The organism is Bartonella sp. DGB2 (assembly GCF_046843095.1).
Taxonomy (GTDB): Bacteria; Pseudomonadota; Alphaproteobacteria; order Rhizobiales; family Rhizobiaceae; genus Bartonella.
In genome coordinates, this window is the sequence record NZ_CP177329.1 from 96,236 (window position 1) to 109,256 (window position 13,021).

Sequence of the window (13,021 nt, forward strand, 5' to 3'; positions counted from 1 at the left end):
GCAATAGCGACTAAAATAACCTTTGCGCTTTAGGAGGAGACATGCTGATTGAGTTATTTTTGTGTAGAGATGATAATTTTGGTCTCTTATTGCATAATGAACAGAGCGGCTACACAATTAGCATTGATGCCCCAGATGCGTTTGCTATCAAGGCCGCTTTAGAGAGGCGAGGTTGGTGCCTTGATACAATTTTGCTCACTCATCACCATTATGATCATGTGGAAGGGGTAGGGGCTTTGCAGGATTTAGGTGGGGTTTCGGTATATGGACCTGCTCCTAGATCTTCTAATCTTCCTCTATTTGATTATTATGTCCAAGATGGCGAGGTTCTTTTTTTTGAAGATAGCACTGTACGGGTAATAGCGACGCCAGGCCATACGCGGGAAAGCGTTTGTTATTATTTTGAAAGAGAAGAAATTTTATGCAGCGGCGACACGTTGTTTTCTTTAGGTTGTGGGCGGCTTTTTACTAAAGATGCTTGCCTTATGCAATCTTCCTTAGCCAAATTGCGTGCGTTGCCCGATCAAACACAACTTTATTGCGGTCATGAGTATAGTCAGGCCAATGCTCACTTTGCCTTGCAGATTGAGCCTCATAACTATATTTTGCAGAATCGCTTGCGTGAAATCAATCAGCAACGAGCCAACGGGGTTTATACATTGCCTGTAAGCCTTGGGGCTGAGAAGGCCGCCAACCCTTTTTTGCGATGGGATAGCCCTAAAATTCGCCAAAATCTTGGTTTGGTTGATGCTTCTGACGAAATTGTTTTTGCTAGGATCCGTCAATTAAAAGACCAATTTCATATCTAAAATTGGCAAAGGAGCCTATACGTAGGGATGATTATTTCCCAATGCAAAATTCTGAGAAGATAACATCTAGCAAATCTTCAACATCAATCTCTCCAGTTATGCGGCCTAAAGTATCGGCGGCGCGGCGTAAATGTTCGGCTCTTAAGCTTAAATCATAGCCAGTCATCCCCAAAGCAGATTCCATTTCTCGGCAACTGGTTAACAGCAATTCCCGCTGTCGTTTGCGCGCTGGTACAGCCTCACCGATAAATGTGATTTTTTCTTTACAAAAAGCTGCTAATTTATCTATAAATGTATTAAACCCTGCCCCATTTAGTGCTGAAAAGACACAGTCATAGGGTCGTCTTTTTATTTTATCTTTGTTTGAAAGCGTGCCGAGGTCTAATTTATTACCTAAGCGCCATATGGGAGCAGAAACCGAGGGTAGGGCGATAGGTTTGGGGTTATATATATCTTCTACTAAGAGGATGAGATCTGCTTCTTCTATGCGCCGGTGGGCTGCTTCTATCCCTAGTTGCTCAATAGTATTTGTGGTTTCTCGTAGGCCTGCTGTATCGGTAATTAGCAAGGGGATGCCTTCTAAAATTAAACGTACTTCTAAAGCATCGCGGGTTGTTCCTGCTTCTGGGGTAACTAAAGCAACAAGTCTTCCAGTTAATCTATTGATAATACTAGACTTTCCAGCGTTTGGTGCGCCAGCAAGTACGATTTTTAAACCATCACGCATTGCGCCAGCGCGTTCACCTGCTTCTACATGTGCTTTGATTGAGGCGGTAAGGGCGGCTATTTCAGCCCAAATAGGAGTACTTAGTTCTTCATGTATGTCTTCTTCATCTGAAAAATCAAGCTCAGCTTCGATCATTGCGCGGGCTCGGATTAATTTTTTTCGCCAATTGCGATAAAGTGTAGCTAATTCGCCGCTGGCTCCCATGATGGCTAAACGACGTTGACTTTCTGTTTCAGCTGCGATTAAATCAGCCAGTCCTTCAGCTTGAGTTAAATCTATCTTGCCTAGGGCGAAGGCACGGCGGGAAAATTCACCTGCTTCTGCTAGGCGGCAATTGTTAAATGTAAGCAATTCGTCCAAAAAGCGATTGACCACCGCTTTGCCGCCGTGGAGGTGAAACTCCCCGCAATCCTCTCCTGTAAAACTATGAGGAGCCGGGAAATAAACCACAAGTCCGTGATCTAAAACTTGGCCTTTTTTATTTTTTAAGACGCGATAATGCATGAAGCGCGGGGTTATTTTTCCCCCGCCTAGACTTTCTAGAACTGTACGAGTTTCTTTTCCTGATAAACGGATTACCGCCACCCCGGATGGTAAAATCCCACTTGAAAGGGCAAAAATTGTTTCATGCATAGTTTCCATAACAACCCTATGTAATTGGAAGCTTTTAATATTAGCTCTTTTATCCTTAATTATGTCTGTTGGTAAAGGCAAATTTATAGGCATAGGATTTCTGTAAAAACATTAAATGTTTCACGTGAAACATTTAATGTGTATCCCAAATTGTGATTTATGAGAGAGCTATGGCTTGTATATTGATAGTTAAATTGATAAAGATGTTTCACGTGAAACATCGTGTTAATAGGGTGGCATATGCAGAAATATGATGTGGTAGTTATCGGTGGAGGCCATGCGGGTTGTGAAGCAGCCGCAGCTGCTTCACGATTTGGGGCAAAAACCGCTTTAGTCAGTCATGATTTACAAATGATTGGCACCATGTCATGTAACCCAGCTATTGGCGGTTTAGGAAAAGGGCATTTAGTACGTGAAGTTGATGCGTTAGATGGTCTTATGGGGTGTGTTGCTGACGCAGCTGGTATCCAATTTCGGTTGTTAAATCGGCGCAAAGGTGCGGCGGTTCGGGGGCCTCGCACGCAGGCAGATCGGAAATTGTATAGGTCAATGATGCAGAATCTTCTGCGTCAACAAAATAATTTACATTTGATTGGTGATGAAGTTGTTGATCTTTTGTTTAAAAAACAACAGATAACGGGCGTTGTTTTAAAAAACGCTGGTATAATAAAAGCACCAGCGGTGGTTTTGACGAGTGGAACCTTTTTGCGCGGTTTAATTCACATAGGAGAAAAAACATGGGCTGCAGGGCGCATGGGAGAAAATGCTAGTGAATCCTTGGCTGATACTTTGCGGCGGTTGGCTTTACCTTTAGGGCGGTTAAAAACGGGAACTCCTGCACGTTTATCTAAAAAATCTATTGATTGGGATCGGCTCCCAAAACAACATGCTGATGAAAAGCCAGAATTCTTTTCATTAATGACCGACCAACTACAACAGCCGCAAATTGATTGTGCAATCACCCGTACCAATAAAAAAACCCATGCTATTATTCAAGAAAACATTCATCGTTCGGCTATGTATTCAGGGGCGATTGAAGGCATAGGTCCGCGTTATTGCCCTTCTATTGAGGATAAAATCGTGCGTTTTGGAGAGCGTGATGGACACCAAATCTTTTTGGAGCCAGAAGGCTTAGATGATGACACAATTTATCCTAATGGCCTTTCCACTTCCCTTCCTGAATCGTGTCAAGTTTCCTTTTTACGTAGTATTGAAGGTTTGGAGAAAGTAGAGCTTTTACAGCCAGGTTATGCAATTGAATATGATTACATAGATCCACGTCAATTAGATGCTACTTTGCAGGTACGTACTATTCCGGGGTTGTTTCTTGCAGGGCAGATCAATGGTACAACTGGCTATGAAGAAGCAGCGGCCCAAGGTCTTTTGGCTGGTTTGAATGCGGCGCGGATAAGCGGGGGCGGCGCGGGCGTTGTTCTTAAACGCACAGAGGCTTACATAGGTGTTATGATTGATGACTTAATTCATCGCGGTGTTCAAGAGCCTTATCGGATGTTTACATCAAGGGCAGAATTTCGTCTGTCCTTGCGGGCAGATAATGCTGATATGCGTTTGACTCCTAAAGCAAAAGAGTGGGGTATTTTGGGCAAGATACGTGAGCAACGTTACCAAAGTCGAAAAGACGCTTTGGATGCGGCGCGGCATTTAAGTCAATCCTTAGCGCTTACCCCTAATGAAGCACAGAATTATGGCTTAACTGTTAATCGCGATGGCCAACGGCGCTCAGCTTATGATTTTCTAGCTTATCCAGATATGGATGTGAAAAGGTTATCGAAAATTTGGCCGGAATTATGTGCATTGCCAGAAAAAATAGCAGAAGCTTTAGAAATTGAGGCGCAATATGCGGTGTATTTAGAGCGGCAAGAACAGGATATTGCCGCGTTGCAACGCCAAGAACAATTATTGATACCTGAAAATTTGGACTTTGAAAAAATCTCCGGCCTATCTAATGAATTGAAGGGGAAAATACGCGCACGCGCTCCCCGTAATTTGGCTGAAGCGCAAAAAATTGATGGGATGACGCCTGCAGCTTTATCTTTGCTTATTACGCATATTCAACGCTTACGGAAAATTGCGTGATGGAAGAAGCAGAAAAATACAGCGCTTTATATGCGCTCATTCCCTCTCTATCAGAGAAAATATTTACTGATTTATTGGCATATGAGCGCTTGTTATTAAAGTGGCAAAAATCTATCAATTTGATAGCCCAAGGGGCAGTACTTACTTTTTGGCAAAGGCATATTCTGGATAGTGCCCAGTTATATCCTCTTAAATCTAAAGCATCTTTATGGTATGATTTGGGTTCCGGAGGCGGGATGCCAGCTTTGGTTTTAGCTATTTTTCTAAAACATCGAGGTGGGGGGAAAGTACATTTAATTGAGAGCAATGGCAAAAAGGTAGCATTTTTACGCCATGTTGGTGCCGAGTTAGCACTGCCTATTAAAGTGCATCATGGTCGTATTGAGGTGGTGCGTCAAGAACTTCCCTGTCCAGAGGTTATTACTGCGCGGGCTTTAGCTCCATTCAATCAATTGTTGGCGCTAAGTGCAGTTTGGATTAATCAAGGGGCTACAACCCTTTGGCAAAAAGGGTGCGAGCATGCGGCTGAGATTTGTCAAGCTAGGGCAGAGTGGGACTTTGAATTACAGATTTATCATAGCGAAATTGATCCGAAATCAGTAATTTTGGACGTGGGGTATGTGCGACCTAAGGACGGGTGTGATGAATGGCTAGGGCGAAGAAAAGAAGATAGGGGTGGAGATTAATTATGAAAAAAACACGGATTATCGCCGTTGCTAATCAAAAGGGAGGTGTGGGAAAAACCACGACTGCCATTAATCTCGCTACCGCTTTAGCCGCTATCGGTGAATCAGTTTTATTGATGGATATAGATCCGCAGGGTAACGCCAGTACAAGTTTAGGAATTGATCGCAATGCCCGTGCTCTTTCGTCTTATGATGTCTTGGTTTCAGGGGTATCTGCAGCTAAAGCTGCTTTGGCGACGGAGGTTCCTAATCTTTATATCGTTCCTTCTACCCTTGATCTTTTGGGAGTAGAGATGCAAATAGCGCCTGAACGTGATCGAATCCAGCGGTTACGCAAAGCATTGCGTTTTGACCAAGAGGTGGTAGAAAAATTTAGCTATATGCTGATTGATTGCCCGCCTTCATTGAACCTTTTGACTTTGAATGCTATGGGCGCTGCCGATTCTGTTCTAGTGCCGTTACAATGCGAGTTTCTAGCGCTTGAAGGTTTAAGCCAATTGTTAGAGACTGTGCAACAAGTCCGTAGTGCTTTAAACCCACAGTTGGAAATCCAAGGCATTGTTTTAACTATGTATGATGGTCGCAATAATTTAGCCAATCAAGTGGTCGATGATGTACGCGCTTTTATGGGCGACAAAGTATATAAAACTTTGATTCCGCGTAATGTACGGGTATCTGAAGCGCCTTCATTTGGTAAGCCGGCTTTACTTTATGATTTAAAATGTACGGGAAGCCAAGCTTATTTACAATTGGCTTCTGAGGTGATTCAGCGCGAGCGCGCTTTGGTATAGAGTATAGAGGCTTAATAGTGAGATCTGGGAAGGTGGTATATGAGTGAAGAACAAGCAAAAAAACGATTAGGGCGTGGATTAGCTGCTTTGATTGGTGATATTGATAGCATTTTAGAGACGCCAGTACGTCCTTTAGCTACACCCAATGCAACGCTTGCTATTTCTAAGTCTGAGAGTGAAGGTACAGCTGTACAAATTAGGGTAGCGCAGATTAGACGCAATCCTCATAATCCTAGACGTCATTTTAAAGAAGATGCTTTGGAGGAGCTTGCACAATCAATACGCCAATACGGCGTTGTACAACCAGTTATTGTACGGCCAGCAAAAGATGACCCTCATTTTTATGAATTGATTGCTGGGGAGCGGCGTTGGCAGGCTGCAAGACGAGCCAGCCTTACGGAAATACCTGCCTTGATTCGTACAGTTGATGATCGCACTGCACTAGAATTAGCATTGATCGAGAACATTCAACGTAGCGATCTTAATCCCATAGAAGAAGCACAGGGCTATCAAGCTTTGATTGACGGGCATGACTATAGTCAAAACGATCTTGCACAGCTTCTGGGGAAAAGCCGTAGCCATTTAGCGAATAGTTTAAGATTATTAAAGTTACCAGCTTTTGTGCAACAATTATTGGTAGAGGAAAAAATATCAACAGGGCATGCGCGCTGCTTGATCAACGCATCCAATCCGCAAGCTTTGGCAGATCGGATTTTGCGGGAAGGGCTTTCGGTACGCCAAACTGAGGCCTTGTTACAAGAGCCTTTAGCTAAGGTGGGTCGGGTTTTGACCACTCCGCAAAAGGATAATGAAACCCAATCTTTGGAAAAATTATTAGCCGATGTTATTGGTATGAAGGTAGTAATTAAACATGGCAAAAAGGGTGGGGATGTGAAGATTCATTATAATTCGCTTGATGAATTGGACGATATTTGTCGCCGTTTACAAAATTAAGGCTATAATTGCTGATGCTGATTTTAGTCCCTATAGTTAAAAAGGCCTGAGAAGAATAGAGGGTAGAGCGTGGAAAAGGTTCCCCATTCACAAAATAATGACACAAAAAATACGGGGCAGACGAAGCCGCGTTTTATTCATTTACGTGTTCATTCGGCCTATTCGTTACTTGAGGGCGCTCTAAAAGTTAAGCAGATGGTTGAGCATGCGGTAAATGATGCGATGCCAGCATTGGCGATTACAGATACGAATAATTTGTTCGGTGCGTTAGAATTTTCTCAAACTTGTTTAAAGGAAGGAATACAGCCGATCATCGGTTGCCAATTGGCGATAGATTTTCAGGATGGGACTGATGATGTACGTTCACAACGGGCGCGGTTTGCGGTAGATTTTCCTTCACTTGTCCTATTGTCAGCGAGCCAGCAAGGTTATGAGCATCTGGTGCATTTGGTAAGTCGTGCTTATTTAGAAAAGGCTGATTTAGATGCACCGCATATTAAGGCATCTTGGTTACAAGAAGCGGCGGAAGGAATTATTGCTTTGTCAGGCGGTCCCCTTAATGGGCCAATAGATAAAACATTTAAAGAGGATAAGCCTAGCCGCGCTATGGCGCGGTTTAATTTACTAAAGGATACTTTCAGGGATCGTCTTTATATTGAATTACATCGACATGGGGCTTATGATCAAGTGCATGAAGCCAAAATGCTGGAGTTGGCTTATCGACAGAGCGTTCCAATTGTTGCAACCAATGAAGCATTTTTTGCAACGCCAAAAGCCTATGAAGCTCATGATGCCTTATTGGCAGTAGCTGAAGGGCAGATTGTATCTAATCCGGAGCGAAGGCGTGTGACGCCAGATCATTATCTAAAATCGCAAGAGGAAATGGCGTTACTTTTTGCTGATTTACCTGAAGCACTTGATAATAGTGTGGAGGTTGCACTGCGTTGTCATACTTATGCACAGACACGTTCGCCAATTTTGCCACGTTTTACAGGCCAAAGCTCAGAAGATATAGCGCGCGGTGCGCAGGGCGTTGGCGAGACTGTGGATGCGTTGGTTCTTGAAGCAGAAGAACTTAGAAAACAAGCAAAAGAAGGGCTTAAAAAGCGCCTAGAAACTATAGGGCCTGCCGCTTCTTATACACTGAAAGATTATGAAGAACGGCTGGAATATGAGCTTTCTGTTATTGTAAAAATGCAATTTCCAGGCTATTTCCTTATTGTTGCTGATTTTATTAAATGGGCTAAGGAGCAGGGCATCCCCGTAGGGCCAGGGCGGGGGTCGGGGGCTGGTTCTCTTGTTGCTTATGCGCTAACGATTACTGATATTGATCCTTTGCGCTTTTCACTGCTGTTTGAGCGTTTTTTGAATCCAGATCGGGTTTCTATGCCGGATTTTGATATTGATTTTTGTCAAGACCGTCGCGAGGAAGTGATTCAATATGTCCAGCAGAAATATGGGCGTTCCCAAGTAGCGCAGATCATCACTTTTGGAAAATTGCAAGCGCGTATTGTTTTGCGCGATGTGGGGCGGGTATTAGAAATGCCTTACCGTCAGGTGGATTATTTAACCAAATTGGTTCCGGTTAAATTGGGCAGTAATACTGAACTTGCTACCGCTATTAAGGATGAGCCTAAGTTTTTGGAAGAGCAAAAAAAGGAGCCTCTTATTGGTAGGCTTTTGGATATTGCTTTGCAATTAGAGGGATTATACCGTCACGCCTCAACCCATGCAGCAGGGATAGTGATTGGAGATAGGCCGCTCTGGCAGTTAGTTCCTATGTATCGTGATCCGCGGTCTGATATGCCTGTAACGCAGTTCAATATGAAATATGTTGAGCAGGCTGGGCTCGTGAAATTTGATTTTTTAGGCTTAAAAACCTTGACGGTTTTAAAGACAGCCGTAGATTTCGTAGCTCAAAAGGGCATATCTATTGATTTGTCTCAAATACCTCTTGATGATAAAGCTACTTATGCGCTTTTAGCGAAGGGCGAAACAGTGGGCGTTTTTCAGGTGGAAAGCGCGGGGATGCGTAAGGCGCTGCTGGGCATGAAGCCCGACTGTATTGAGGATATTATTGCGCTTGTGGCTTTATATCGGCCTGGTCCTATGGATAATATTCCGATTTATAACGCCCGTAAAAATGGTCAAGAGGAAATCGCTTCTATTCATCCGCAGATTGATCATCTTTTGCAAGAAACTCAAGGGGTGATCGTTTATCAAGAGCAGGTCATGCAAATCGCCCAAGTTTTAGCTGGTTATTCGCTAGGGGAGGCTGATCTTTTACGCCGTGCCATGGGGAAGAAGATCGCATCAGAGATGGAGCAGCAACGTAGCCGCTTTGTTGACGGGGCGGTGGAACGGCATATCGATGCTAGACAGGCAAATGCGATTTTTGACCTTTTAGCAAAATTTGCTGATTATGGTTTTAATAAGTCGCATGCTGCTGCTTATGCAATTGTCTCTTATCAGACGGCTTATATGAAAGCTCATTTCCCCGTAGCGTTTTTGGCGGCGACCATGACCTATGATATGGCCAATACCGAAAAATTAAATGATTTTCGGCGCGATGCTTTGCGATTGGGAATTGCTGTTATTCCCCCGTCAGTTCAGACCTCGTGTCGCGCTTTTGCGGTAGGCGAAAATTGTATTTATTATTCACTTGCCGCGATTAAGGGCGTAGGTGAACCAGCGGTTGATCATATTGTAGAGTGCCGAGGAGATAAGCCTTTTCAGGATCTTGCCGATTTTTGCGAAAGGATTGATCCTCGTATCGTTAATAGGCGTGTTTTAGAGAGCTTGATTCAAGCGGGTGCCTTGGATTGTTTTGGTACCTCACGGGAAATATTAATGGCGGGAGTTGACGCAATGCATGCGCGGGCTGCCCGTGTCTTAGAGGATAATAGAAGTGGTCAAGTGGATATGTTTGGTATGGCGGGCTCCGCTAAAGAGGCGCTCCTTTTACCAAAGGCAAAGCCATGGGCACCTGCGGAAAAACTGCACCGCGAGTTCCAAGTATTGGGTTTTTATTTATCTGCCCATCCTTTGGATGAATACCAAAAAGTTTTAGAAAATACGCGGGTACAGACATGGGAGACTTTTGCTCGTATGGTGCAAAAGGGCGCTGAAGCAGGGCGCTTAGCTGGTACGGTAGCTACTAAGCAGATTCGTAAAACGCGTTCTGGTAAAAAAATGGCTATTGTCCAATTCTCTGACCCTACCGGCCAATATGAAGCGGTTTTGTTTTCGGAAGGGCTTGAGGCTTTTGGTGATCAATTGGAGCCAGGGCGGTCGGTAGTAGTAAGCGTGGCGGCAGAAAACCGCCCCGAAGGGGTGGGTTTGCGCGTGCAAACCGTAAGCTCATTAGAAAGCGCTGCTGAACGTTTTCATAAAACGATACATATTTTCATCCGCAATAGTGATGTATTAGATACACTTGCTCAGACCATTACGGCTAATGCAAATAAAGAGGGGGATGGGGAGATTAGTATAATTTTAATTCAAGATAATGGTGCGCGTGAAGTGGAGGTTTTATTGCCTGGGCGTTACCGCGTGAATCCCCAACTTGCGGGGGCTTTGAAGGCTGTGTTTGGCGTTGTAGATGTAGCGCTTATCTAGCTTTTCGCAGTATCAAACCCCGCCTCTAAGGAGGCGAGGTACAGTAGGCTTTAGGCTTATGGTTATGCTTTGCTATCGCCTTCTTTTGTATTGCTTTTTACTACCCCGACTAAAGCAGGACGCAATACCCTTTCATTGATGATATAACCAGCCTGCACCACTTGGCATACGCTATTGTTTGGCAGATTAGGGTCTTCAACTTCAAACATAGCTTGATGGAAATTAGGATCGAATTTTTGACCATCGGGAGTGATTTTTTTGACTCCGTAGCGTTCTAATGTGGCTAAAAGAGTACGGCTGGTCATTTCGACTCCTTCGGCTAGTGCTTTCAGCCCAGCTTCGTTTTCACGCGCCCCGTCTGGAATTGCAGCCAATGCACGCTCAAGATCGTCTGCGACTGAAAGCATATCACGGGCGAAATTGCTTATGGCATAGGTGCGGGCGTTGGTGACATCGCGGGTTGTACAGCGCCGTAAATTTTCCATATCAGCGGCTAGACGCAAAAGTTGATCTTTGAGAGCGGCGTTCTCTTCAGCTAAAGCGGCTGCGGGGTTTACCTGATCTTCGTTTATCTCCATTTCACTTTCTGGATTGGCAGAGGGCTTTTGTTTTTTTAAATAATCATCAGCAGCTTTTTTCAGCGCCTCACGGTCAGCTGGATTGGTGATTGTGTGGTTGTTAAAGGATTCTGTTTCTGCGGGTGTATTTTTTTCAGACATTGGATTCCATTCCCTAAAGATTTCTTTGGATATCGAAATTTTAGCACCAAAAATCAAGCGCTATTTTTATATTCTTTGTTAACTTAAAAATCGAGCCACTAATTGAGCTGTATAATCCACAAGAGGAACAATTCGGGCGTAATTGAGTCGGGTAGGGCCAATAATACCAAGCGCACCAATGACGCGTTCTTCTTTATCCCTATAAGGAGCAAGAACCAGCGAAGAACCAGAGAGTGAAAATAATTTATTTTCAGAGCCAATAAAGATTCGCACCCCAGAACCTTCTTCTGCTAACTCTAACAATTGCATCATGCTTTCCCGCGTTTCTAAATCATCAAAGAGGTGCTTAAGACGAGCGAGATCTTCTTGAGCCTTTATATCTTCTAATAAATTAGCGCGCCCGCGTACAATTAATTGGGTTTTTTGCCCACCGCCCCATATGGCGAGCCCAGTATTTACTAATTCTTGGGATAACTGGTCAAGCGCCGCTTGCGTTTCTTTTTTTAAGCGTTTAATTTCTTGTTTGGCTTCGTGCAAGGTTCGGCCTTGAATGTGAGCGTTTAAAAAATTAGTAGCTTCGTTTAATTGGGCATGGGTCACCCCCGCCGGTAGTTGGATAATCCGGTTTTCTACATCGCCTTTTTGGGTGACTAGAACCGCTAGAGCTTGCTCCTTATCAAGTGGGACAAATTCAATATGTTTGAGTCGATCTTCACTTTTATTGGTGAGGACAAGACCGGCGCCACGCGATAAGCCTGATAAGATTTGTCCAGCGTGGTTAAGGAATTGTTCTACTGTTTCATGATTTTCGGCTTCTCCTACGCGGCTGTTTATTTTTTTGCGCTCTTCTACGGAAAGTGTACCGATTTCCATAAAAGCATCGACAAAGAAGCGAAGACCTGATTGTGTTGGCAGACGGCCAGCCGAAATGTGAGGGGCGTAGATGAGGCCTAAGTGCTCAAGGTCGCTCATTACATTGCGAATTGTGGCCGGTGAGAGGGCAGTAGGTAAGAGTTTTGAAAGGTTGCGAGAGCCCACAGGTTCACCCTCGTTGAGATAGGCTTCAACGATATGCCGAAAAATATCACGAGAACGTGCGTCAAGATCTTTTAAATCGTCAGAAATGTTTGTATGTTTCATGCCTATGGATCACGACCAAAATTACGCTTATTATATAGGCTTATTATGCCTTTGGTCAAATGATCTTAAATTTTGGTGCATTATTATTAGCGCGCCCTTGCAATATTGAAAAGGAAAAACATGCGTCCTTCAAACCGCGCTTCTGGGCAGTTGCGCCCAATAAGTTTTACTCGAAACGTAAACAAGCACGCCGAAGGCTCGTGTCTTGTGAAATTTGGTGATACTCACGTTTTGTGCACTGCCACTTTTGAATCGCGGGTACCTTCTTGGCTGCGCGGCGGCGGTCGTGGCTGGATTAGCGCCGAATATGGCATGTTGCCGCGCTCTACCGGAGAGCGGATGCGCCGCGAAGCGGCTAGCGGTAAGCAAGGCGGCCGCACTATGGAAATTCAGCGTCTCATTGGCCGCGCTTTGCGGGCTGCTGTTGATTTAAGGGCGCTGGGTGAAGTACAGATCTCGCTTGATTGTGATGTAATCCAAGCAGATGGAGGTACCCGTACTGCAGCAATTACTGGGGCGTGGCTTGCCCTTTATGATTGTCTGACATGGTTGGAACGTCGTCAAATTGTAGTGCGTGACCAAGTGCTTAAGCACCATGTGGCAGCAATTTCTTGTGGGCTATACCAAAATACGCCAGTGGTGGATCTTGATTATGCTGAAGATTCGCAAGCCCAAGCAGATGCTAATTTTGTTATGACTGAAACAGGAAAAATTATTGAGATTCAGGGTACCGCCGAAGATAGTCCCTTTGAAGAAGATCAGTTTTTATCTTTATTTGCTTTGGCAAAAAATGCGATCGCTGAATTGATTTCTTTACAAAAACAATCGCTTACTACGGATTAAATGT

10 protein-coding genes are annotated in these 13,021 nt (G+C 44.2%); 7 read left to right on the forward strand and 3 right to left on the reverse strand.

Annotation, left to right across the window (positions count from 1 at the left end; translation table 11 throughout):
- Positions 1-41 precede the first annotated feature (41 nt).
- The gene (gene gloB, locus ACK28X_RS09875; RefSeq protein WP_412058790.1) at positions 42-809 is read left to right on the forward strand and encodes a hydroxyacylglutathione hydrolase; all 768 of its coding nucleotides are present in this window, start codon (positions 42-44) and stop codon (positions 807-809) included.
- A gap of 31 nt (positions 810-840) precedes the next feature.
- Here the strand turns inward: gloB and mnmE are convergent, their stop codons facing one another.
- Complete coding sequence (gene mnmE, locus ACK28X_RS09880) at positions 841-2,169, reverse strand: tRNA uridine-5-carboxymethylaminomethyl(34) synthesis GTPase MnmE (protein ID WP_412059119.1); 1,329 nt, start codon at positions 2,167-2,169, stop codon at positions 841-843.
- Between the two features lie 240 nt (positions 2,170-2,409).
- Between mnmE and mnmG the strand changes: the two genes are divergently transcribed.
- The 5 genes from mnmG (at position 2,410) to dnaE (ending at position 10,315) form a co-directional block, all read left to right on the forward strand.
- Positions 2,410-4,266, forward strand: a complete 1,857-nt coding sequence (mnmG, locus tag ACK28X_RS09885; protein ID WP_412058791.1) for a tRNA uridine-5-carboxymethylaminomethyl(34) synthesis enzyme MnmG — start codon at positions 2,410-2,412, stop codon at positions 4,264-4,266.
- Positions 4,266-4,952, forward strand: a complete 687-nt coding sequence (rsmG, locus tag ACK28X_RS09890) for a 16S rRNA (guanine(527)-N(7))-methyltransferase RsmG (RefSeq protein ID WP_412058792.1) — start codon at positions 4,266-4,268, stop codon at positions 4,950-4,952. The genes mnmG and rsmG overlap by 1 nt, the downstream gene beginning before the upstream one ends.
- A gap of 2 nt (positions 4,953-4,954) precedes the next feature.
- Entirely contained in the window at positions 4,955-5,743 is a 789-nt protein-coding gene (locus ACK28X_RS09895) for a ParA family protein (RefSeq protein WP_412058793.1), read from the forward strand.
- Between the two features lie 39 nt (positions 5,744-5,782).
- Positions 5,783-6,697, forward strand: coding sequence for a ParB/RepB/Spo0J family partition protein (locus ACK28X_RS09900; protein WP_412058794.1), 915 nt, complete (start codon positions 5,783-5,785; stop codon positions 6,695-6,697).
- 69 nt (positions 6,698-6,766) lie between these two features.
- Positions 6,767-10,315, forward strand: a complete 3,549-nt coding sequence (gene dnaE / locus ACK28X_RS09905) for a DNA polymerase III subunit alpha (protein WP_412058795.1) — start codon at positions 6,767-6,769, stop codon at positions 10,313-10,315.
- Positions 10,316-10,377: 62 nt separating this feature from the next.
- Here dnaE and grpE read toward each other — a convergent pair whose 3' ends face one another.
- Complete coding sequence (gene grpE, locus ACK28X_RS09910) at positions 10,378-11,034, reverse strand: nucleotide exchange factor GrpE (RefSeq protein ID WP_412058796.1); 657 nt, start codon at positions 11,032-11,034, stop codon at positions 10,378-10,380.
- A gap of 78 nt (positions 11,035-11,112) precedes the next feature.
- On the reverse strand, positions 11,113-12,174 hold the full coding sequence (gene hrcA / locus ACK28X_RS09915) for a heat-inducible transcriptional repressor HrcA (RefSeq protein WP_412058797.1): 1,062 nt from the start codon (positions 12,172-12,174) through the stop codon (positions 11,113-11,115).
- Between the two features lie 120 nt (positions 12,175-12,294).
- Here hrcA and rph point away from each other — a divergent pair, with 120 nt between their 5' ends.
- Positions 12,295-13,017, forward strand: coding sequence for a ribonuclease PH (rph, locus tag ACK28X_RS09920; RefSeq protein WP_412058798.1), 723 nt, complete (start codon positions 12,295-12,297; stop codon positions 13,015-13,017).
- Positions 13,018-13,021 lie beyond the last annotated feature (4 nt).